Origin of the sequence: Anaerobacillus sp. 1_MG-2023, from assembly GCF_030547345.1 — a bacterium.
In the GTDB taxonomy this organism is placed as follows: Bacteria; Bacillota; Bacilli; order Bacillales; family Guptibacillaceae; genus Guptibacillus; species Guptibacillus hwajinpoensis_B.
This window is the reverse complement of sequence record NZ_JAUORD010000010.1, coordinates 1-22848: the sequence shown is the minus strand read 5'-3', so window position 1 is coordinate 22848 and position 22848 is coordinate 1. Positions and strand designations below refer to the sequence as shown.

At 35.3% G+C, this 22848-nt stretch carries 26 protein-coding genes and 1 pseudogene; 23 read left to right on the top strand and 4 right to left on the bottom strand.

The window, feature by feature from the left end; translation table 11 throughout:
• Window positions 1–21 precede the first annotated feature (21 nt).
• The 22 genes from Q4550_RS15885 (at window position 22) to Q4550_RS15780 (ending at window position 19129) form a co-directional block, all read left to right on the top strand.
• Entirely contained in the window at window positions 22–309 is a 288-nt protein-coding gene (locus tag Q4550_RS15885; RefSeq protein ID WP_303534428.1) for a phosphopantetheine-binding protein, read from the top strand.
• A gap of 62 nt (window positions 310–371) precedes the next feature.
• Window positions 372–1115: an SDR family NAD(P)-dependent oxidoreductase gene (locus Q4550_RS15880; protein ID WP_303534425.1), complete on the top strand. Its 744-nt coding sequence runs from the start codon at window positions 372–374 to the stop codon at window positions 1113–1115.
• A gap of 9 nt (window positions 1116–1124) precedes the next feature.
• Entirely contained in the window at window positions 1125–1847 is a 723-nt protein-coding gene (locus Q4550_RS15875) for a Rossmann-fold NAD(P)-binding domain-containing protein (protein WP_303534422.1), read from the top strand.
• Window positions 1810–2910 carry a beta-ketoacyl-[acyl-carrier-protein] synthase family protein gene (locus tag Q4550_RS15870; RefSeq protein WP_303534419.1) on the top strand — a complete coding sequence of 367 codons (1101 nt, stop codon included), beginning with the start codon at window positions 1810–1812 and terminating at the stop codon, window positions 2908–2910. Before Q4550_RS15875 ends, Q4550_RS15870 begins: the two co-directional genes overlap by 38 nt.
• Window positions 2907–4754, top strand: coding sequence for an HAD-IIIC family phosphatase (locus Q4550_RS15865; RefSeq protein WP_303534417.1), 1848 nt, complete (start codon window positions 2907–2909; stop codon window positions 4752–4754). The genes Q4550_RS15870 and Q4550_RS15865 overlap by 4 nt, the downstream gene beginning before the upstream one ends.
• A 1-nt stretch (window position 4755) precedes the next feature.
• Entirely contained in the window at window positions 4756–5001 is a 246-nt protein-coding gene (locus tag Q4550_RS15860) for an acyl carrier protein (protein ID WP_303534414.1), read from the top strand.
• A complete protein-coding gene (locus Q4550_RS15855) occupies window positions 4991–5797 on the top strand; it encodes a 2-oxo acid dehydrogenase subunit E2 (RefSeq protein ID WP_303534411.1) in 807 nt (268 codons plus the stop codon). The genes Q4550_RS15860 and Q4550_RS15855 overlap by 11 nt, the downstream gene beginning before the upstream one ends.
• Window positions 5755–7260 carry a phytoene desaturase family protein gene (locus Q4550_RS15850; RefSeq protein WP_303534408.1) on the top strand — a complete coding sequence of 502 codons (1506 nt, stop codon included), beginning with the start codon at window positions 5755–5757 and terminating at the stop codon, window positions 7258–7260. The genes Q4550_RS15855 and Q4550_RS15850 overlap by 43 nt, the downstream gene beginning before the upstream one ends.
• A gap of 9 nt (window positions 7261–7269) precedes the next feature.
• On the top strand, window positions 7270–8028 hold the full coding sequence (locus tag Q4550_RS15845) for an enoyl-CoA hydratase/isomerase family protein (RefSeq protein WP_303534405.1): 759 nt from the start codon (window positions 7270–7272) through the stop codon (window positions 8026–8028).
• Window positions 8029–8042: 14 nt separating this feature from the next.
• A complete protein-coding gene (locus tag Q4550_RS15840) occupies window positions 8043–8510 on the top strand; it encodes a 3-hydroxyacyl-ACP dehydratase FabZ family protein (RefSeq protein ID WP_303534403.1) in 468 nt (155 codons plus the stop codon).
• Window positions 8507–9712 carry an FAD-dependent oxidoreductase gene (locus tag Q4550_RS15835; RefSeq protein ID WP_303534400.1) on the top strand — a complete coding sequence of 402 codons (1206 nt, stop codon included), beginning with the start codon at window positions 8507–8509 and terminating at the stop codon, window positions 9710–9712. The genes Q4550_RS15840 and Q4550_RS15835 overlap by 4 nt, the downstream gene beginning before the upstream one ends.
• 100 nt (window positions 9713–9812) lie before the next feature.
• A complete protein-coding gene (locus Q4550_RS15830) occupies window positions 9813–10424 on the top strand; it encodes a 4'-phosphopantetheinyl transferase family protein (protein WP_303534397.1) in 612 nt (203 codons plus the stop codon).
• Window positions 10425–10671: 247 nt separating this feature from the next.
• Window positions 10672–11019, top strand: coding sequence for a DUF4260 domain-containing protein (locus Q4550_RS15825; protein WP_303534395.1), 348 nt, complete (start codon window positions 10672–10674; stop codon window positions 11017–11019).
• A 687-nt stretch (window positions 11020–11706) separates the two neighbouring features.
• The gene (locus Q4550_RS15820; RefSeq protein ID WP_303534393.1) at window positions 11707–12366 is read left to right on the top strand and encodes a hypothetical protein; all 660 of its coding nucleotides are present in this window, start codon (window positions 11707–11709) and stop codon (window positions 12364–12366) included.
• Between the two features lie 181 nt (window positions 12367–12547).
• Window positions 12548–15103 (top strand): Spaf_1101 family AAA-like ATPase, encoded by a 2556-nt coding sequence (locus tag Q4550_RS15815; RefSeq protein WP_303534391.1) that lies wholly within the window; start codon window positions 12548–12550, stop codon window positions 15101–15103.
• 149 nt (window positions 15104–15252) lie between these two features.
• Window positions 15253–15534, top strand: a complete 282-nt coding sequence (locus tag Q4550_RS15810; RefSeq protein WP_303534389.1) for a hypothetical protein — start codon at window positions 15253–15255, stop codon at window positions 15532–15534.
• Window positions 15535–15729: 195 nt separating this feature from the next.
• Window positions 15730–15990, top strand: a complete 261-nt coding sequence (locus Q4550_RS15805; protein WP_160920851.1) for a hypothetical protein — start codon at window positions 15730–15732, stop codon at window positions 15988–15990.
• 301 nt (window positions 15991–16291) lie between these two features.
• A complete protein-coding gene (locus tag Q4550_RS15800) occupies window positions 16292–16744 on the top strand; it encodes a helix-turn-helix domain-containing protein (RefSeq protein ID WP_303534386.1) in 453 nt (150 codons plus the stop codon).
• A gap of 24 nt (window positions 16745–16768) precedes the next feature.
• Window positions 16769–17083 carry a DUF4306 domain-containing protein gene (locus Q4550_RS15795; protein WP_303534384.1) on the top strand — a complete coding sequence of 105 codons (315 nt, stop codon included), beginning with the start codon at window positions 16769–16771 and terminating at the stop codon, window positions 17081–17083.
• A 179-nt stretch (window positions 17084–17262) separates the two neighbouring features.
• On the top strand, window positions 17263–17580 hold the full coding sequence (locus tag Q4550_RS15790; protein WP_303534380.1) for a hypothetical protein: 318 nt from the start codon (window positions 17263–17265) through the stop codon (window positions 17578–17580).
• A 309-nt stretch (window positions 17581–17889) separates the two neighbouring features.
• Window positions 17890–18066: a hypothetical protein gene (locus Q4550_RS15785; RefSeq protein ID WP_303534376.1), complete on the top strand. Its 177-nt coding sequence runs from the start codon at window positions 17890–17892 to the stop codon at window positions 18064–18066.
• Entirely contained in the window at window positions 18059–19129 is a 1071-nt protein-coding gene (locus tag Q4550_RS15780) for a glycosyltransferase (RefSeq protein ID WP_303534374.1), read from the top strand. Before Q4550_RS15785 ends, Q4550_RS15780 begins: the two co-directional genes overlap by 8 nt.
• Before the next feature lie 629 nt (window positions 19130–19758).
• Here Q4550_RS15780 and istB read toward each other — a convergent pair.
• From istB to Q4550_RS15765, 4 genes and pseudogenes are all read right to left on the bottom strand, one after another.
• Window positions 19759–20472 carry an IS21-like element helper ATPase IstB gene (gene istB / locus Q4550_RS15775; protein WP_303534373.1) on the bottom strand — a complete coding sequence of 238 codons (714 nt, stop codon included), beginning with the start codon at window positions 20470–20472 and terminating at the stop codon, window positions 19759–19761.
• Window positions 20469–20849: a hypothetical protein gene (locus tag Q4550_RS15770; RefSeq protein WP_303534372.1), complete on the bottom strand. Its 381-nt coding sequence runs from the start codon at window positions 20847–20849 to the stop codon at window positions 20469–20471. Before Q4550_RS15770 ends, istB begins: the two co-directional genes overlap by 4 nt.
• A gap of 24 nt (window positions 20850–20873) precedes the next feature.
• Window positions 20874–21239: pseudogene (locus Q4550_RS25185) on the bottom strand (Mu transposase domain-containing protein); the annotation flags it as partial.
• Window positions 21240–21507: 268 nt separating this feature from the next.
• Window positions 21508–22053 carry a sortase gene (locus Q4550_RS15765; RefSeq protein ID WP_303534370.1) on the bottom strand — a complete coding sequence of 182 codons (546 nt, stop codon included), beginning with the start codon at window positions 22051–22053 and terminating at the stop codon, window positions 21508–21510.
• A 225-nt stretch (window positions 22054–22278) separates the two neighbouring features.
• Here Q4550_RS15765 and Q4550_RS15760 point away from each other — a divergent pair.
• On the top strand, window positions 22279–22848 hold a 570-nt coding region (locus Q4550_RS15760), incomplete at its 3' end, for a hypothetical protein (protein WP_303534368.1).

The following is a 22848-nucleotide window of genomic DNA, read 5'->3' as shown; positions in this document are numbered from 1 at the left end:
AAATTTGGAGGTTTTCTTATTATGAAAACATTAAATGAGATTAAAGAAATCATTAAGGTGAACATTTTGATTGAAAGATTAGAATTGGAAGATATTGAAGCTGATGAAATTGAAGACGACGAACCACTTTTTGGTGATGGTCTGGGATTAGATTCAGTTGAAGCGCTTGACGTTGTTTCTGGTGTAGAAGCCGAGTTTGGGATTCTTCTACAAGTGCTGGAAGAAGAAGAAATTCGTCAGCATTTTTATTCAGTTGCGACACTTTCTAATTTTGTCGAAAGTCAGTTAAAAGCAACTGTAAACAGCTAATAACACGATGGGGCGCAGCCTTTATGCTGTGCTCCCCATCATAAATTGAAAGTGGGGAGAGCATGCTTTTAAAAGATAAAATAGCCGTGGTGACAGGCGCAACTCGGGGAATTGGAAAAGAGATTGTTCAGACGTTTGTGAGGCAAGGTGCTTTTGTTATTGGTATTTATGCAAACAATGATACTGCAGCAACAGAAATAGAGGCAGAATTAAATGCAGATGGCCAAACTGTTCATTATATTAAGGGGTCTGTTAGCGACCAAACATTTGTGCAATCTACCATAGAACAAGTAACTGACATGTATGGCAAGATCGATATCCTTGTCAACAATGCAGGGATCAACCGAGATCAGTTCATTTTTAAAATGGAAAAAAAAGATTGGAACCAGGTTATTTCCACAAATTTCTCTGGCTCGCTGTATTTTTGCCAAGCTGTGCTGCCATTTATGGAGCAGCAACAAAAAGGCAAAATCGTTAATGTCGTATCTGTAACTGGGGTTGCTGGACGAGAAGCCCAGACGAATTACGGCGCATCAAAAGGCGCTATTATTGGATTAACAAGGCTTCTTGCTCGTAAGTATCACTCAAAAGGTATTTCAATAAATGCAATTGCTCCTGGAATGATTGAAACGGAAATGATTCATCATGTACCAGAAGAAAAACTTTCTAATTTTCTTCGTTTTACAAATGCGAGAAAGTTAGGAACAACTGAAGAAGTTGCAAGAAACGTTGTTTATCTTTCAAGCGATTTAAGTGATTATGTAACCGATACCGTCCTAAAAGTGGACGGAGGATTTTTAAGGTAGGTGGAAAAGATGACAACTAAATATGTACTTATAACGAACGGAGAAGAAAAAGTTAATCAATTGATTGCATCTCATTTTGAAAACAGAGGATATGAATGTCTCCTTCTCTTTTACGATAAAAAAGTGTATGAACATTATGCATTATTAAACCCAGACCATAAAGCAATCTACATAGATAACGTTGAGGAACGAATTTTACGAGAAAAATTACTAGATGCGCTAGAAGGGAATCCAATTGATTCACTTATTCATGGAAATGAGATGCTAGATGAAGAGGTTATTTTTGATCAAGATCCATTAAAACTTAACCAAATCATAGTTGATACACTTAACCAAATCTATGTCGTAAACAAAGTCGTCATTGGTCAGATGGTGAAGCCGAAAAAGGGAAAAGTTATCTTTCCACTTTTTTATGATCCACTTTATTACGCAGGGTATTCAAGCTCACCGATCTTAAATCAGGCAAAACTTTCATTAATGAAATGTATGTCGAGAGAACTAGGTGCTTTCAAATTAAATGTAAATGCAATGACTTTTGGATACTACAATAACGAGTTTGAAAAAGTAGAAAAGAAAAGTATGAAAAATAAAGTCGAAATATTCAGTCTCAAACCGAAGCTTCCCACTCTAGAAGAATACATTCCAGCTTTAGGAATTTTGATTGATGGTCCGAGTGAATTAATGGGAGGAGAAAATGTCCATGTTGGCGCAGGAATTGAAACAGGAATATAAGGCACATAAAGCAGTTCGGATGGTGGGTTTTGGAGAATGTTTGCCAGGGGATCCCGTAACCAACGACCAAATGGAGGAGGTTCTTTCCATTCGTAAAGATTGGATAGATCTCATGATAGGAAATACTTCACGTTATTTTGCAGTTAACTTTAAAGAACGTACTGTTAATTTCGATTTGACTGACATTTCCACTATGGCTGCAGAGCGAGCTATAGAAGATGCTGGTATTGAGAAAACAGATATCGATATCATCGTTCTTTCAACGGCCACTCCTGACCATTTAATGCCATCAACCGTAAATCTCATAGCAGACCGATTAGGGATATCACATGTTCGTACTTACCAAATTCAAGCTGGCTGCTCTGGCGCTCTCCAGGGAATGGATGTGGCAACTCAATTTTTAGCCTCAGGTACCCTTCGTCATGCACTCGTTATCGGGGGGGATGTCTGCAATAAATACATGGACTTGCAGAGGGATTTCAAAAAGCTTCGTTCTTCAGAACTGATTAATTATGCTCTTTTTGGAGACGGAGCAGGTGCCGTTATATTAACTAACGAAGATCGAGACGGATTAGAAATTATACATATCCAAAATTATTTTGAAGGATTAGGCAAAAAACCTGGTCAGATTATGAATTGGTTTGGTTCTATTCCGGAAAATATTCAAGATCTTAGTAAAAGAGACATCCGTAAGCAATTCCAATCAGCAAATGAAGATTATAAAGCTATTGAAACATCCGTACCAATCATGACAAAGGAAGTATTAGAGGAATTACTAACCGATATGGATTGGACTTATGAGGATGTTAAATATTACTTACCTCCCCAGCTTGGATGGAATATGACCAAAAAGATCATAGAATCCCTTGGACTGAACTTAGACTCTACAATTAATTGTGTACAGGATACCGGCAACAATGGAAATGCATTACCATATTTGCAAATCAAAAAATTACAAAACAATTTATCCTATGGTGACAAGGTTGTTGGTGTAGCAATTGAATCTTCAAAGTGGATAAAGACTGGAATTACACTTATTTATAAAGAGGGCCACTCTCAATGACTGAAAAGGAAGCACTAAAAAAGCTGAGAGAGCTAACGAAGATAAATGACAATGACGTAAATCATTTACTACACCAAATCTCCACATTCGCAGGCCAAGAAAAAGCTGGTAAGTTACTTGAGAAGATAGATAGTGGTGGCGTTCAAGCGAAGGTTGCATTCGTCGGGAGTCACACTATTCAAGGTCTGGACAACATAACAAGGTATGAGGCTTTAAAAAGAAACTTACATATCCAATCATTAATGGGTGGATATAACCAATGGAATTTGCTTATGCTCAAACCTGAAAGCGACTTAGAACACTTTGATCCAGATGTTACGGTTTGCTCACTAGATGAATCTATTATTTATAAGCATTTTGGCGATAGTGGATGGTCAACCGAGACTTTATCATTCGCTCTTGAAGAAGCCTTCGAAGAGATTAAAAAGGTATTAACAATTTACACCACTCGAGTGGCAACGACCATTGTTCTTCATACCATCCCCTTGCCTTTATACGATTGGAAAGCTGTGACAAATTATAGGGAAAAGCAGAAAGTAAGTATGCTTTGGAGACGGTTCAACCAAGATCTATTAAATCTTCATACTACTTTAGAAAATGTGATTGTCTTAGACTTTGAAGTTCTCACTCAAGACGTGCAGGAAACCCGGGATCCCCGCATGAAGCATTATGCTTCGATGAGCTATACATCAAATGTATGGCAAGTAATTTCGAAAGAGATAGCTTCCATTATTGCTTCTATTAAAGGATTATCACAAAAGGTTCTTGCTTTAGATTTAGATCAAACACTTTGGGGCGGAATAATTGGAGATGACGGGGTGCATGGGATTCAGCTTTCAAAGACTTTCCCAGGAAACCAGTTTTATGCCTTTCAACAAGTAATTAAACGGTTACAAGCGCAGGGGATTCTTTTAACTATTGTAAGCAAAAACGATTGGGACAATGTAAAAGATGTTTTTATTTCTCATGATGACATGGTTCTTGATGAAGAGGATTTTGTTCAAATTTCTTGCAACTGGGGGCCAAAATCAGAGAGTCTTGCTAACATGGCGAGTCGCTTAAACCTTGGAAAAGATAGCATAGTTTTTGTGGATGACAATCCATTTGAAAGAGAACTAGTTTCCAGCCAACTACCAGAGGTAACGGTTATCCCCTTGTCACAAGACCCTAGTCTCTATATTCAGGACCTTTTGATGGAAGGTTATTTCAATACAATGAACTCAACAGACGAAGATCATAAAAGATTAGAGAAATATAAACAAATTGCGAAAAGAGAAGAGCTAAAAGAAGACTCCGATTCTATTGAAGAGTACCTTCTGCAGCTGGAGATGGAACTGGACGTATTTGAAATCCTTTCAAGTCATGTTCCTAGAATTGCTCAACTATCACAACGAACAAATCAATTTAATATGACAACAACACGGCTTACCGAAAGCGAAGTAGTAGGTATCTCGAACAGTGAAAGCAGTAGTATATATGGGTTTCGCTTAAAAGATAAGTTTGGAGATAACGGTATTGTTGGCTATGTCCATGTGAAAAAAGAAGAGCATAGGTGGTTGATTGAGAATTTTATTATGAGCTGTCGAGTTTTCCAGCGAAGTGTAGAATGCGAAGTACTGCGAGTTATCTTAGAAAACGCAAAATTACAAGGTGTATCTGAGGTTATTGGGAATTATAAACCAAGCAAAAAAAATAAATTGGTCTCAGATTTTTATCAGAATAATGGATTTGAGTTGGTGGACTATGGCGAGAATTCTACTTGCTGGTTGTATCTATTCAAGAAGGAAATTGAAAAAGTGGAATGGATTCAACTTACAGCATCCGAGGAAGGGATGAGCGTATAGCGTGATTACCAGTGTACAACAATCGATTATTGAAGTTGTGGCCGAAATACTAGAATGTGAAGAAAGCGACTTATCCATGGAATTTAGTAAAGAAGAAAACGATGAATGGGATTCAGTGAATACACTACGTATGTTCACAAGTTTAGAAGCTGAGTTTAATGTTCGTCTTAGTATGGAGCAATTTCTTAATGTGGAAACCATTCAGGACATTGTTAATTTAATAGAGGCAGAAAAATATGACCATTAAAAAACAAGGGTTGCCTTCTGCACGTAAGCATACCTTTCATTTTCTTGAACAGGCACGTGAGGTCCAGGCGATTTATTTGAATATGGATGTAGAGGCATCAGAACTCAAAAAATCGAGAGCAAGTTACAAACAAAATAACATCTCTATTAGTTATGTAAGCTATGTAATTTCAGCTATTTCTAAAGCTATTGAGAAATTTCCTGAAGTAAACACAAGTGTCCATGGAAAGTGGCATCCGAAATATATTTCGTACGATCAAGTTCATGCAAAATTTACGATCAATAAGCAATTGGGAAATCAGCAAATTGTCGTATCGAATGTAATTGAGGATTCTAATGAAAAGTCGCTTCAAACGATTCAGGAACACATCGATCGGATGAAAAAAATGCCCTTTGAAACAGGAGAATCTTTTGAATCGGTACGTAAGCTCCAGAGCTTGCCTGTTTGGCTGGGTAGAATCATCTATAAACAAATTTTAAATAATCCAGACGAGCGCTTAAGAACACAAGGTAGCTTTACAGTAACTTCCTTAGGTCATTTACCTGTTCAACAGATATACCCGATTACGTCCAACACAATTTGTTTTGGAATTGGGGGCATCATCGAAAAACCAGTCATTAAAGATGGAGCAATTATCGTCACATCAATTATGCCTCTAAGTATGACCTTTGACCATCGTGCAATTGATGGTGCTTTAGCAGCAGAGTTTTTAAATGAAGTAAAAACTAATTTAGAGAATTGGGAGGAAAAACAATGGCAAGACGACCAAAAAAGTCTAAGTATGATGTCATCGTAATCGGCGCAGGTATGGGAGGGTTGAGCGCAGCAACCTTTCTGGTACAAGAAGGGTACTCTGTTTTAGTGTTAGAACGCCACTATCGAGCTGGAGGGTATGCTCATTCCTTTCGACGAAAGAAATTCACTTTTGATTCTGCGGTGCGAATTGCAGCTGGGGCAAAGGATGGAGGCTTGCTCGATGAGTTACTTGAAAAAGCTGGCGTAGCTGACGAGATGGATTTCATCAAATTGGATGAAATTTATACAGCATATTATCCTGATCGAAAAATTGAAGTTTCGAGAACAGTCGATGGGTTGATCCAAGCTTATTGCGAACAATTTCCTCATGAAAGTGAAAATATAAAAGCTTTGGTTCATGAAATGGAACAATTATATGAAGTAACGCTCATGCTTTTACATTCAGGAGATCCTATGAAAGTTCTGTCAAACCCATACATGCTTAAATACAGAAATAAGACCTTCCATGAACTTACATCATCTTTTTTACAAGATCCAAAAGCTATTTATTCTTTTTCAGCTTTATGGGCTTACTACGGCACTCCGCCTACTCAAGGAGGAGCGATGTTTTTCGCTTATGCGATTATGAGTTATTTCAAAGAAGACATTTATTACTCAAAAGGGAGTTTTCAAAAACTAGCAGATGTATTTGTAAAGCGAATTCAATCACTAGACGGGGAAGTGTGTCTACGAAATGAAGTATTAAAAATTGAAGTCGAAGAGAAGCGAGTAAAAGGAGTTCATTTACAAACTGGAGAGTACGTGGAAGCACCTATGATCGTGTGCAATGGTGACTTTTTAAAAATGGTACACAACCTTGTTGGAGAAGAGAATTTTCCAGTACGGTACAACAAACGAATCGCGAAGCTTAAGCCATCCATATCAGCATTTGAAGTGTTTCTCGGAGTTGATCTACCTTTAGAGCAATACAATATATCTCATGAAACATTCATTTATAATGACTATAATTATGACCAATTTATGGACAAACATAATCGCTTAAACGAGTTAGGTCCAGAAGGTTTGAGTGGTTTAGCGATTTCAACACCGACACTGGCCGACCCCTCTTTGGCACCAGAAGGAAAGCATACAGCTGTGTTGACTACACTAGTTCCCTACAATATTGAGGGTGGTTGGAAGGAGCAAAAAGAGGCATATCAGGATCGTTTGATTAAAATGGCCGAACGAGCGATTCCGAATCTTCGTGATCATATTGAGCATGTAGAATCAGGTACTCCTCTAACTATGGAACATTATACGAATAACAGCTACGGGTCCATTTATGGATGGGAACAAAACAATAATCAAATGACAGGGAAGCCACAGCATGAAACGCCAATTAAAGGGCTATACATTTCCGGACAATGGACCGATCCAGGTGGCGGCGTGGTCTCTGTCATTTTATCAGGATATAAGCTTTGGAAAAAGATTGAAAAAACAGCAAATCAAAAAGTTTCAGTGTAGGTGGAGAACATGTGTATTGAAGCGAGAAAAGAAGAAAAAACTATCTATTTATCAATGGATTATCCGGAAAAAAAGAATGGCCTCGATTTAAAAATGGCTACATCTTTGTTAGAGCATATAAGGTTGGCGAACCAGGATACTAATATTAATGCGATCGTGTTTGAAAGTAAACACCGTGCGTTTTTTAGCAGTGGTCCAAGACCAGAAGACTTATTGACATGTGTAGGAGAAGATGGATCCGAAAATTTGGTGGAAATATTAGAAATTCTTAATCAATGTGTGTTATCCATTTTTCGCTCTCCAAAAGTGACAGTTGCCTTAATAAACGGCTATGCCTACGGAGGGGGCTTTAACATTATGCTTGCATGTGATCGAAGAATCTCCCTTCGAAGGGCAAAGTTTCTGGAAAATTTCCACCAAATGGGCATGTCTCCTGATTTAGGTGCGAGTTATTTGCTCCCACGAATAATGGGAGTTGAAAAAACATTTGAAATACTGATTAATGGTGAACTCATCCAACCTGAGCAAGCCCTGCAATTAGGTCTTGTTCATGAATTGGCCGATAACAAAAAAGAATTGCATGAATTGCTAAACCAATATCTAAAAAAGGTTTCTGAAGGCTACTCCCCAGCAATTGCAGCAACAAAAAAATTACTTAAAGAACGTGCAGCAATTGAATTAGAATCACAGATGAAAATAGAGTCTAACTATCTACTTGATTTATTTAAACACGAAGAAATTAAAGCCAGACTAAAAGTCTTAGTATAAGGAATGATTTCTCAATGAAAACGATACTAAAGCAAGATGATTTGATGACTTTAAGACCAATGGAAATGCTTCTACAGAAACCTCCTTTTCTTTTCGTAGATAAAATTGTGGATTTTGATGGAGAATCAATTATTTGCAGTAAACTGCTAGCTCATAACGAATCATTCTTTTCCGGACATTTTCCAAATAATCCAGTTATGCCAGGTGTGTTGGTGATTGAAATGGCTGCCCAATCAAGTCTACTCCTAACGATGCTAATGCAGAGTGAAACAAACCCGTTGGAAGGATATCTGGTTAAGACTGAGAATTTCACTTTTTTATCCGTGTCAGAGCCTGGAGATGAGCTCCTAGCTAAAGTGAAGATTGTTAAGAAAGTCGGCTCGTACCATACTGCACAGGCAACGATTCGTAAAGCAAAAGATAACAAGAAAGTAGCCAGAGGACAATTAGTATTTTACCTGCAGGAGGGAGTAGAATCGTGAAAAATGATGTCACCATTGTAGGTGGAGGTCCAGCCGGGATGTTAATGGGACTCCTTTTAGCAAGAGAAAATATTAACGTTGTGGTTCTCGAAAAGAACAATTCTTTGAAAAGAGACTTTCGAGGAGAAACCATTGCTCCTGGATCCGTTTATATCCTGAAAATGCTAGGAGTTTATCAAGAACTAGAAAAGCATGGGTTTATTAAGGTCAATAAAATTAAAATGTACGACCAAGAAAAAAATCTTTTTAATGTAGACTTTAATCGATTTAACCATCCTCAAAAGTACGGAATTGACATGCCGCAACCTGTAGTCCTTGAAGCCATTAAACGACAAGCAATGAAGTACCCCTCTTTTCAATATATTAACGGAGCCAATTGTACAGATCTGATAAAGGAAAATGGAAAAGTGGTGGGTGTTCAGTACAAGCATGAGGGAGAAATAAAGAAGATACATAGCAAATTGGTTATCGGAGCAGAAGGCCGTTTTAGCCAACTCCGTTCATTAGCTGAGTATGATGTCAAAAAAGAAGAATTCTCCCGTGATTTAATTTGGTTCAAAGTTCCAAAACCCTTGAACTGGGAAGAGGGGAACCTCATTAAAGTCTATAAAAATGACCATGTGATTATTTTACCGACTTATCCCAATTACCTGCGAGTGGGCACATATATTTCATTAGGTGACAACGCTAATACAAAAAGTAAGGGTCTAGACTCGTTCATAGAAAAGGTTAGCCGCATTGAGCCACGCCTCTTAACGCCAATGAAAGATAATATTACATCTTGGAAAGATACAACATTATTGAAAATCTTCACAGCCCATGTGGACAAATGGGCAAAGGATGGAATTATTCTCATTGGTGACTCTGCCCATACTCTCTCACCGATTTTAGGCCAGGGCGTTAATATTGCTATGCAAGATGCTTATGAGCTCACTCCGTATGTAGTTAAGGGGCTGTCGGCTTATCAAAACAGCCCTATTCCAGCTTCACATTTTGATGAATTTGTTAGCAAGCGAAAACAACAAATATCTTTTGTCTCTGGCTTCCAAGCACGACAAGAACAAAATCTGGCTGCATCTTCACCCGTGGAATGTGCTATTCGAAAGTGGAAAATGAAAATGCTTGACCGAACGCCTTTTAAATATACAGTAATGAAAAAACTTCAATATGGAATTGTTGCAAATAATAAAGTGGAGGTTTGATATGAGAACATTTTTATCTGCAGGAGTCTTATTATTCACTTGGTCTTTCCTATTAAAGGATAAACGCCGTAAGTACATTCCTATCAAACCAAGAGTTTAAATGATTGAGAAAGTTGATGTTCATAAGCTTTCAATTGTTTCATTAGAACCCAAACTTGAAGAATATGCATCTTATCTTTCTTTAGATGAGCATATACGTGCGAGTCGTTTTACACGAAAATTGGATCAGAAGAAGTTTATTTTAATACGTGGGCATTTACGTAGTCTTTTATCTCAAAAGACGAAGGATCAACCTGCTGACATTAAGTTTTCCTACGGTTTCAAAGGAAAACCTGAGCTTCCGTCAAACCCATATTACTTTAATGTTTCTCATTCTAAGCAAACTGTTCTCATTTCTATAAATCAATTTAGCCCTATAGGTGTTGATATTGAAGATCATCGTGTGGTGCGTGGGATAGAGCACCCATTATTTTTCCATCATGATGAACATGTATATCTTCAACAGTTAAAGCCAACAGAAAAATCTTTGAAGACCCTCTGGTTGTGGACGAGAAAAGAGTCGCTTTGTAAAGCAACAGGAGAAGGACTTACATCTCATTTGAGCGATATATCCTTGCTTCACGATAAAATTGAGTATAAAGATCAATTTTATCAGTTTTTTTCTATTAGCACAGATCGAGATGTTCATACGCTGTGTATTAGAATGAGCTGATGTGAACACAAAAAATCTAACTGCTCATAAGGCAGTTAGATTTTTAATAGAATGCTAGCTTCCTTATGGTTTGAGGGAATGAACATGCAAGTGGAATCTTTTCACACGTTGATTTGATCTATTGTTTTCACAAAATTTTCGAGTATATAAGATTACGGAAAAATTCCTGTAATGGAAATCTTAAGTCTCATTAAAACTCTTGATCCTTTATTGTTAGAAGACATTAACTATGTAGGAGGTTTAGGTATTGAATAAACGACTATTGAATAGTGAAGGAGTGATTGTATTTATAATATCGCTCTATTTCTATGCCCAAATAGGACTTAGCTGGTGGGTATTTTTCTTTCTATTATTAATACCAGATTTATCTATGCTTGGGTATCTAGTAAATAATACAGCCGGGTCAATCATTTACAATACTGTTCACTCATATATTTTACCGGGGCTAATCGTTATGATAAGCATGATTTTAGATTATAATATATTGTTTGCGTTGGGTCTCGTTTGGGTGGCGCATATTGGTATGGATCGAAGTATAGGATTCGGATTAAAGTACTCAAGCACTACCAAAATTACTCACTTACAGAAAGTATAGTATATTCATAATTGGAATGATTTCATATTATTATTGATATTAGAATTAATTTTTTTGAAATTAGCCTTTGTTTAATTCTGAAAAATGGAAAACGTAGTCATAAGAAATTGAGGAATATTATTTAATAAAATTTGGTTTAAAGAAATAATTCACTTAACAAGTTGAGGGACATATAAAAATCCATAAGTAGAAATTAACTTAATAAAATTAGACTAGTTACCAATTATTGAAAATGATAACTAGTCTTTTAACTTCGTGTATAATATTCATTCTGCGAGAACATAGAATACATCTCAGTGCCAAGATAATACACACACAGCAAGCCCCCACACGTTAAAGTGTAGGGGCTTGGATCATTTTATATTATTTCAAGGGGGAAGGAGTTATGGGTAACTCCTTGGTTCATAGATTATCATAACAAGTACCCTGTCTTAAGAATATGGGATACTTTTGACAATTCAGCATTTATTATTTAAAAAATCTCCTTAGAACTATTATGCAACGAGGATCAGATAGTATAGTGACTTGTGAAAGTGAAGTCTATTTGAAATAATTGGTATTAAGCAATCGGGCAGGATTGTGGAATAAGGTGCTCCTTTATTTAATCCCATTATTGGTTATTTATGAGAGGTTAATTTTCCTATTTGTTGAATTAAATAAATTAAAACAATTTAGGAGTTGATATGTTTGAGCAATAAGCCATCAATAGAACAATATTTAATCTCTACTTGTCTATTTATTATTGATGAATTTAATCAACAATTTAAAGATTTATCAAGAGAAGAACTCATGAAAGTAGCAAATAATGAGTTTAACGAAACTGATTTATCTTTTAGAGTTGGTTTTCCCTTTAAAAACATGGCATACTTTGAAAATAAAGAAAAGCGCGGAAATTTACCTAAAACGGATATATATATAAAAGATAAAGACTTTAAAATCGAAATTAAATTTTTAAGGAATTATTATGCTAAAAATAAAAAGACTAATTCAAATAGTACACCATGGAAACAAATCAAAGGAGATTTTGACTGGCTTGTAGACGATATAAAAGCAGGAAAAAAACATAAAAGCGCATTCATTATTGGTTGGTTCAATTACTTTGATTACTTTTCTCAAATAGTTCAATTAGGAACTGGATCTGGGTCTATTCCAAATTATGATCAAAGAAAAGTTGATTATTTTCCTTTTCTAAGAACTAATGGACCAAAAGCGAAAGACCTTGAAATAGCATATGACGTATCGCATACTATTAGGGATTCACTTACACCCGATATAAAAGGGCATCAGCTTCATTGTATGTTAATCGGTAGTGAAGAAGATAAATTTAATATGGCTTTATACTGGTGATAATACTAGAAACTAAGGACTTTGCCCCAAGCGGTGAAAGAAGTAGTTTTAATAAAAATACAATTCCTGAATTATATGGAATTTATAAAAATCTAATAGAATATTGATTTATTATTTCTATCAAAGTAGATAACAATCTTACGAAAAGATTGTTTTAAAAAACTTAAACGGGGTTGAAGAGTTGATAAATAATCAATTGTTAAATAGCGTATATGAATCAGTTCATTCTACAAAAATATCATACGGACATTTAATAAAAACAGAGTTACACATACATACACCTGCCTCTTTTGATTATGAACTTATTCCAGGTAAGAAATATCACTCAATGGCAGAAAAAGAAGTTCTGGCAATCTCAATAGAACGTGGATTATATTCAGAACAGTTTATAAACGAGATAATTGGGTTAAACTCCAGTGAGAAAAAAACAAAATTAGTTCAAAATATCAATAGCGAATTTGGAACAGACTTCGTAGATTTTAAAGAGGTGGTTGCTTATCAATTAATCGCCCATAAATTATATGAGGTCGATGTAAGGGCTGCAGTAATATCAGACCACAATACTATTGATGGTTTTAAGAAACTACAAGCAGCTATTGTAGATTATTATAAATCTAGAATTAGAGGTGACTCTGATAAAAAGTGTATAGTGCTATTTTTAGGAATTGAAATAAGTTGTTCTGATCATTATCACTTAGTTTCTATTTTTGATAAAAATAACTTTAATGAAGTAGAAGAGTTCGTCGGAAAATATATCCATTCAAAGGAAGAAGGTACATATATATCTTGTTTAGATATGGTAAAGAAAGTAAGTGAACAAAATGGCATTCCTTATATTGCCCATATTAACACTAGTGACTTTTTGGGAACAAATCTTTATAAAAAGTCACTTTTTGGAGCTGAAGAATTAAGCATATTAGGACTAACTAATATAAATAAGAAAGGGACAATTATTGAAAAGCTGAATGAATTTCAAGGTAAGCTCGCAAATAAATATTGTTTTCTGTATGAAGGTGATTCTCATAACTTAAATCAATTAGGGGTAAAGAATACTTGGATAAAATTCAACAACTTAAACTTTAAGTCATTGAAGAAAGCATTTAAAAACTATGAATATTGTATTTATACTGAAAAGCCTCAATTTAACGATCGATTTATTAAGGGGATGTACGTATTACCGGCTGAAAAGGGTTTTTTGTCAGATGAAAAAGATAAAAAGAAACCTTTTATTGTCGATTTTTCTAGAGATCTTAATTGTTTAATTGGAGGAAGAGGTGTCGGGAAAAGCACAGTTTTAAATATTTTAGAAACTGCCTTTACTTTGGAATTTAGTAGTATTCGATACTTGCAATTCATCTCTCAACATAAAGTTATATTCATTGTGTTTTTTTATAAAGGTAATGATTATATATTAAGGTTTCTTCCCCAAACTGGTCAAAAGTCTAGTTATTTAGATAATGAAGAATTCTTTCTTAAAAATGCTCTTGTTAATTCTATTAGTAAAAGTGATGGTAGCAACTCATTAGCACCACATTGGGTAACCCTTTATAAAGCTGATACTGTAGATAAAAACAGAAAGTTTACAATAGTAGATGATGAAGTTAAAGGTGAAATTCTAGATGAAGTTTATAAGAAAAGTTATTCAATTAATAGCATTATTGAGCGAATTAACTCTGGAGATATCAGTGGATTTATCAAGGAAGTTGTGCTTAATGGTAATAAGTTCAGTGATTCAAATGCAATATTAAGTGAATTAAACCTTTTAAACCAAAATACCTTTAGAAAATACCTGAGGGAAAATCTAGATGAAATTGTAAAAAAAGTAGAAGATAGAAAAGACATTGCTCACCAAGCTATTGTTGAATTCAATTCATCAAATGAAAAATTAATTAAAATTATACATTCTCCAAAAATTGAGAACCCTGCTGTCTATATTGATGTTTTAGAAATACATTATGACGAGGTAAATGAAGGAAAAGGGAAAAAGAATGTTCTCAATACTTATTTGACATGGGATGATGTAGAAAATTTTCTTTATGAAGCTATCAAGAAATTTGACTATCTGACATTTTTAAAGCTATTACTTAACAAAGACCATAAAAAAATTGAAGAAAAAATTTCGTTGGAAAATTTCATGTCAGATACTTCAAGTGGTGAACTTGACTATATTAACTCTAAAAATATTAAGAAGGTATATAATCAAATTGAACAACGGATCTTCAGGGATATTGATAAAGTAATTTCAAGTATAGAATCCTTATTACAAGTGGTAGATGAATTTTCACTATTCTTTAATGTTAATTCTAAAGAATCAGTATCATCTATAGCAGTTGAAATGAAAGATATTGAAGAACTTTCACTCGGTCAAAAAGTTGTGGCAATACTAACATTTATATTCAATTACGGAGAGTATAGTAATGATAATACTCCATTAGTAATTGATCAACCGGAGGACAATTTAGATAATTTATACATTTATCAAAACTTAGTGAAAAGTTTGAGGAAGATAAAAAACAAAAGGCAAGTTATTGTATCGACACATTCAGCTACGATTGTAACTAATGCAGATGCAGAACAAGTAATCATATTAGAATCCGACAACAAACGTGGATGGCTATCGAAGAAGGGTTATCCAGACGATAGTGTAGTCTTAAATCATATTGTGTCTATTCTAGAAGGTGGTCAACAATCATTCATCCATAAAAAGGACACATACAAAACAGTATTAAATCTTTAATATGTAACAGAATGACGAGCAAAGAAAGATGATTATTACAACAGTTTTTGGGTATTATTTATTGGGGAAATGAAGTTTGATTTGATATTAAACAATCTCGGAGCAAATCTTTAAAAAGGTAGGCTATTTGAAAGCTGGTGTTTTTTACTATGAAGTCATTAGGTCAAATCCTTTTGCTAGCCGGAGTGCTTCTCTTATTGGCTAGTTGGGTAATAGATGGTATACAATTCTTTACTATTTCATTAGTGTTATTAGGAATTGGTGTTATAGCAATACTGATCTCTTCTATCAGAGAACATACAAATAAGCCTTTACTATGCAAAATAGGTTTACACAGATACAAACATATGGATTGGGAGCAAGATTCTCCTAAAGCTATTTATCAATGTGAAAGATGTGGAGAAGTAAAAAGAGTTATGAGGGGAATGTAGAAAAATATTTCTCTCTAAGAAAGTCTTCCACAATCTCGGAGCGATTGCACAATAAAAGGTGAGTGCTCTGTATGTATTTAGAGCAGTTTAATGACTTGGAGGAGAACAGTTTGAGATATTGTTTTTCTTCTTATTCAACCCAGGCGTGTAGAACTAATATAGCTTAATTTTTTGTTCATCAGGAGTGAAGTCTTCATGGCGGATATTACCATAGTAATTGATGTGTTTAATATTGGTTTAATAGCGCTAATAATTAGTGTAATAATGAGGTTTTTCGTAAGAAAAGTTAGTTTAATGTATGTTATTGCTACCCCAATGGCGTTTGGTAGCATCTATTGTTCTATTAAAGGAATTGCGGGCGCCATACCATTCATATTACTCTTCAGCTTTTTCATTTCTTTGATAGGAATTGCGATAGCAAAATTCCTAATCTTTATAGAAGGTTACAATGGGTAAATATTTCTAACAAAGATACCACTTGCTTGGTGTTTGTCTTTCAATTTAAGTCTTGCTCCATTATCTCGGAGCTTTAATTGAATTAATCTAGACTTTATAAAAGCCACATCTTAATCCCAGAAGGGTTAAGATGTGGCTGAATTTTTGCAAACAACTAAAGAAATCAAAGCACAAAGTCAAATAAATATTCGCTTGCTATAGCATCGCTTTTATTAAATATTCTTTTAATGGATAATATTGAAAAAATATTATAATGGTGTAAAATTACACTAAAGATGAAATTGGGAACAGGGTGGTGCAAATGAATAAAGAAGAACTAATAAAGTTGGTATCAGATAGGCTTAGGTTAATCAGGCAAGAACAAGGCTATTCTCAAGACATCATGGCAGAGGTTTTAGGGACGTCGAAGAAAACACTTGTTCAGATCGAGAAGAATAGAATGCTTGCAAGTTGGACGGTGACTGTCGCCACATGCTCTCTGTTTAGTGAAAGTGAAGTATTGCAAAATGTCCTGGGTGATGAGCCACTTGAAGTAATCAAGTTACTGGCTCACAAGAAAATAGAATATCGCGTAGACAAAACGATGGGAGGTAAAGTCTGGTGGAAAGAAATTGAAAGCAAAGGGAGATATGTTTTACAGCAGAATGTCATTAGTCAGCATTACAGAATACTCGATGCCGATCATTTTCGCTGGTATAGCTCGTTTGATCGAGATGAGACAATTAAGAGATTTGGAGAATTGATTCAAAATTAGTTCTAGTATTAAGGAGATGATCTAATGAAGGCAACTCTTCAGGCTATTCTATTAATTCCGTTACTCTGTATATTTGGTTTTACATTCTGGTTAGCATCCTGGACAGCAAGTTATTTGCCATACTCTGATGACTGGAAAGATCATGTTGTTTTCACACCTGCATCAACTCAAGATCCTTCACAAATCTACCTGGTGGATATGTACCTATATGCTTTTCGGTACTCACCCTTCGAAACGATTGTCTGTACGATCTCTTTTATTATGATTGTTGTTGTTCTGTTTTTGTTAGTAAAAGCATTTTGGGATTTGAAATTAAGCAAAAAAATCAAAGAGGTTTAAACCCTTTTATATCAGGATGAAACTGAATGGAAACATGAATATGTTAAGTGAAATGAGAATCTAGGCATTTTTGAATATGTAACTCCTAAAGAATTGATTGCGTGCTGGAAGGATCATATTAAAGAATTTCATAGCAATTCTTCAACAAAGAACTCTTGGAAATAGGGGGTTAAAATAGATTGATAAAATTAAGGAAAATATGGCTTGTCTGTGCAATGGTTTTAATATTTACAGGAGTGGGATATGGTTATGTACAATTCAAATTCTTAACTTCAAAAAAAGCAGTAGAATGCTATTTAATTAATGAAATGAATATTTCGAAAGAGAGCTTTGAAGAAATTGACCCTTTTATTGGTAACTTGCCAGGAGATAAAAACTGGTTAGTTTATGTGAAAATTAAAGGTGATGAAAGAAGATATACTTACTATCTTAATCGAACAACAGACAAAGTCATTCTTGAACCCTACACATTAAACGGGAAATTATATGTTGAATAACGAGTCCAGTTAGGAACAAGTATTAAGCATAAAATCTAAGCTAAATAGCCTACGGTCTTCAGCAATCTCGGAGCAATTCTGTAATATCAAAGCAGCAAAAATGTTAAGAACGATCCTCATTAATAGGGCGTAATTCCATAACAAGGAATTACGTTTACTTTTTTAAAAGAAAAAGGTTGAGTATGTGGTTGTATTTTGAAATGATTGGAAATAAGTAATAGATTCAGTTTTGCGTGTCATTATTCTTTATGCTCTTAACACAAGAAACTACTACTATCGATTTATTATGGATGAAAGGAATAACCCTACATGAATTATGTAATCACATCTACACTACCTAATCAATTTGGTGGCCGAACAAAATCCCTCCTGGATCGAACGAAAAAATTAGTTCAACAAGCAGATATGAGCTTTACAATAGTTACGACAAACTATAACCCAGTACTACACGGAGGGGATGATCCCTCGAAACGTCCAAATGATTAATATTTATGACTACATCTCCAATCGTTCATATACAGGTGGAAAAACAGAACACCCAATTGAAGAAAACGGCTTAGTCGTACGTGAAATTACAAAAAATAAAGCCTATCGTTTGTTTGATAATGGGGAATATGTGCTTTATAAAAATTACGATAGAGAAGATGGTTCACTTAAATTCATTGATCGAATGGATCCTAACAATCGGATACGGCTTTCTCGATTTGAATATAACAGTCGCGGAATCTGTCATCGGAAAATTAATTACAAACAAGGTACAACAAATAAGCTTGAAGAAATTTGTTATGATGATTTTGGAGAGGCGTATCTTAATAAAACATTTGACGGATCTAACGAGCACAAACTCATTCGCATAAACTTCTTTATTGAAAGTGAAATATTAGAATTTAAAACCGAGAAGGACTTTTTTAGGTATAGCTTTGAACAAATTATCGAAGATGGTTCTACTATTATTAATGATGCTCGTTTACTGGATAAACCGATGTGCGAAATGGCTGGAAATGATCTAATGAAGATAGCTATACTGCACAGTTCGCATTTGAACAGCGCTGATATTAAAGACATCAAATCATCATACCAATATATCGTTGACCATAGTGATGATGTGGACCATATAGTGACATTAACTCATCAACAAAAGGATGACTTATCGCAACTCATTTTTAATAATGAGAAGATCAGCGTTATTCCCCACTCCATTTCACCCTCGCAATTCGATGGAAAAGGAAGTCGGGAGAATGCTTTTGTGTTCATCGGAAGACTGATTGAGGTTAAACAAGCTGATCACCTTATTGAAGCATATAATTTAGCCAGTAAAGAACTAGCAGAGTTTACATTGAATATTTATGGTGATGGGCCGCAAAAAGAAAACCTGCAAGATATGATACAAAAGTACAATATGGAGGATCGCGTTTTCTTAAAGGGGTTAACAGATAACCCACAGAGTGTTTTCGCCTCTGCAAAAGCCTCATTTCTACCTAGTCAATATGAAGGATTCGGGCTAGCTATATTAGAGAGTTTAAACAATGGTTGCCCTGTCGTAGCGTAGGATATTAAATATGGGCCTCGTGATTTGATTAAACACAGATTAAATGGGTTGATTATCGAGAAAAATAATATACAAGCTCTTTCAGAGGCAATGATCAAAATGAAAGAAATTAAAATAGATAAAGTTGTTATAGACAAGAAATACCGTGACAAAACGTTTGTAGACAGCTGGACCAGTTTAATGAGTAAACAAAAAAACGATTCACAATTCTCTTTCTACGTTGAATGTAAATGACTGAAATAATAAATATAATTAGGTTTTCTTAGGATCCCCATAAGGAATTATAGACCATATAATTTCTTAGGATGACGTACGATAGTTTGTGTAAAACATTTGAGACATAAAAAGAGGTAGGGTATCTTCAAAGTCAACGACCAAATCAACTCGAGAGGAGATGCCCTACCTATGTCTATTAGTATAGGACAGAAATCACTAGAAAATCAATTAGATTCCATGGTACGAGAGTTTGTAAAAGAAAAATTGGAAACGATGGCCAAATAACTAAAAGAAAAGAACATTATCATTAATAAAGAGGAAAAAATCAGGGGATATGAACAATGTATGTATTTGGAAAGTAAAAAATGTAGTGAATGGCAGTTAAAAATGTATGCCACTTGCCACTCCACGTATTAAATTAAAGATTCCTTGTATCGAAAGCTCTCACCGGTAAATAAAAGTAGGTGGGAGTGATGAATCAGTCGGTCTATTACTGCTTCCGTTAATATTGGATCTCCGAATACATGATTCCACTGTCCAAACTGTAAGTTTGTTGTAATGATAATACTTTTGGTTTCATAACACATCGATATTACTTGAAAGAGTAGTTCTGCTCCTTCTTTATTCAACGGAATGTATCCCAATTCATCTAACACTAATAAATCAAGCTTTTTGATCTGCTTCATTACTTTCTGAAGTTCTCCTTTTTGATTGGCCTCAATGAGATGATTCACCAAAGATGCCACCGTAAAGAACTTTACTTTACTGCCAAACCTATGTATGGCATTTAAGCTAATTAATGTTGCCAAATATGTTTTTCCCGTGCCAACCCCTCCATATAAAATGAGATTTTCTTTTTCGTGGATGAAGTCGCCATTCATCGCAGCTTCTCGGCTAATCCCTTGTGGGATTTGAATATGCTCCCACAAAAATCGTTGAGTACCCGTCTTGGGTAGTTGAGCCTGACTAAGTAAAAGATTGATTTTTCTTTCTTCCCGATTCTCTACTTCCTTTTTGAATAATTCCAGAAGGAATTCTTCATTCGTATCGGCTTTGACCTCCTGATAATGCTCTCGAATCCAGCTTAACTTCAAACGTTTGGCCAACATTTCTATTTGGTGATTCACTTTATGCGACCTCCAGTCTCCATAAGGGAATCATAGTGAGACAAACCCCTCGTGGCTGCCGGCACAATAGGAACTTTCATCGTTGGCTTAATGGTTTGATAGCTGTTGTCTCCTTGGATGATCGAGTAAAAACAATGCTTAATGTGATCTGCCTTAGGATGACCATGTCCCATGGCCAATTCAAGTGCTTGATTCAATAATTCAAAGTCGTTATTCTTCAACAGTTTCCCGAGTAATTGTAAGGCTTCTTTCTGTTCATGCTCTGTGCAACGGTTTAAGTATTCCGTCCATACTGGTGGAAACTGCTCATACAAGCTTGAATATTTGATTGCTCTTGGACGCCTCGACAATAAATCTAAATAGGGCTGCCAAATCATCGACTTTCTCTTTATCCCATACAATCTGTTGTGCCTCACAATCACCTCGTTATGATCATTTAGAATGACTACAGAATTATAGGTGATATGGACATTTACTTTCTGCCGGGCAAAACGCGGTGATGTAGAATATAGCTTATGGTCTACCGAGACCATCCCATACTTATCTGCGGTTAGTGTTTCATGCCTTACGCAATCGTAAGATTTCACAGGGGGTATCAACCACTCATCTTTATCTTCTGAGTGAAGGTGTGTTTGTAAAATACCCTTATCATAATGAATACGACTTCGGTCTTCTTTGGCTAATGTCCATAATGTCTCGTTGAAGTGATCAAGGTCCAGTATGGTACATTCAGGCAACAGGAAATTATTTCGCACATATTTCACCATGGCTTCCACATGCCCTTTTTCATTTCCTTTCCCTGGATTACAAAACTCATATTTAAAGCCATAATGTAACACGAACCGTTCAAATGTATTGGTGAGCTCGCGCTCCCCCTTAGCTCCTATTTTCTTTATTAGAATGCAATAAACACAATGTAAAGTAAAATCTGGGTACCTAATCATTTTCGATTAGGTACCCAGATTTTATTGTTGGTTTGGAATATATATTTTCCGCATAAAATTCTAAAGAATCAGCAAAAACGCAAATTCACTCTTAATCCGGCACTGCCTTAATTAAATACCTCTCAGGTGCATTCCCAACATACCGAAATGGATAGCAAGTCGATAGCAATAAGTATTCCCTAGACCCACTCGTCTCAATGACGGTTGGGTCATCCGCTTTAACAATACGGAAACTATCGATGATGTACGTGGAAGTGCCAGATGGAAGATGAAGCTTAATGTAATCTCCTTCTTTTAAATCACCTGCTTTTCGAAAACTTGTTTCTCTATGACCAGCAAGAAGGATTTGCCTTTCGTCTCCAGGCATACCTGTTTTCGAGTAATGGCCAACTCCTCTTGAGAGCTGTTCCTCTGACGTCCCTTCCAATACAGGCATTTCAGCTTGAAGGGCTGGAATTTCGAGTACGCCGATAATGTCTGCTTGGTGGAATAGATTATTTTCTGTATTTATTTGTTGTTCGGAATTCTCAATTTCCGTTTTTGGGTCGTCTAACATTTCTTTTGCAAAAGATAAAGTATCGTTTTGTTTTTTATCTGTTAAATAAATGGACGTAACGCCATACGTTACAAATCCCAATCCTAAAATAATTGCGAAATAGATGATTTTTCTAGAGATAGTAACCCCACCTTTTTTAGTCGAATTATATGGTTTAGATGTGAATTTTTAAATATAATGTCGTTTTTTGGCTTGTTGAAAATAGGTAAATATGCTTAAATGTTAGGAGGTTATATTATTACCAACAGTTCTATTATACTTTTTTATTGGTAAAGTATAGCAAATATTATATACAAGGGGGAAGCAATGAAGACAAAGCTTAGTCTTTATTTATTGATTTTTTGCTTAATCTTCCAATCAGCTATTTCTGGACAAGGTGGTTCACTTAACACAGAAGCTGCTGGTGAAGATGTTTTTTCACAAGTCACATTAATGGACGACAAACAGCAGAAGATAGACGAAAACATAGAAGTCGATCCTACAAGTTCTGGTCAGGTGATGATTGATTGGCAAACGACACCAGATCAAGTAACCGAGCAAAATGCTTTTTCAATAAAGCTACCAGAACAGATACAAGCATCAGCCAACGAAGGGGAGCTATCTACAGATGACGGTACGTTAGCAGGTACATACTCCAATGAAAATGGCAGATTAGTAGTTACATTTAGTGAAGTAACTTCTGAGCAAGCTGGTTCCATTGCCCTTCCATTCACGTGGAATGAAGATAAAATTGGCAATCAGCCAGATCATACACTTTCTTTTATTACTGATTCTGGAAAGGTGATGGATCTTCCGGTAGTATTCAGCCTAGAAAAATCAAAAGGCTCAAAAGTAGAGGAAACTAGCACTTCTCAATCAGATGAAAGTACAGAAAAT